Here is a 231-nt window from a genome sequence, read left to right as displayed (position 1 = left end):
GCCGATAATCGCACCAATCAAGGTGTGCGAACTGGAGGCCGGTAAACCGAAGAACCACGTTCCCAGGTTCCAGATAATCGCCGCCAGCAGCATGGAAAAGACCATCGCCAGGCCGTGGGTTGACCCCATATTCAGCAACAAATCGGTTGGCAACATATGGACAATGGCATAGGCAACGCTAAGTCCGCCCAATAACACGCCAAAAAAGTTAAAAAATGCCGCCATCACCAC

1 protein-coding gene is annotated in these 231 nt (G+C 51.9%); it reads right to left on the bottom strand.

Annotated features, from left to right (window positions below):
* The coding region (locus V5P19_RS24620) for an inorganic phosphate transporter (protein WP_334408126.1) at positions 1 to 231 on the bottom strand (231 nt) is incomplete at both ends.

Origin of the sequence: Enterobacter sp. UNJFSC 003 (assembly GCF_036903355.1) — a bacterium.
GTDB lineage: Bacteria > Pseudomonadota > Gammaproteobacteria > Enterobacterales > Enterobacteriaceae > Enterobacter.
Note: the sequence above shows the minus strand (reverse complement) of the source record. Positions and strands in the feature narration are given on the sequence as shown.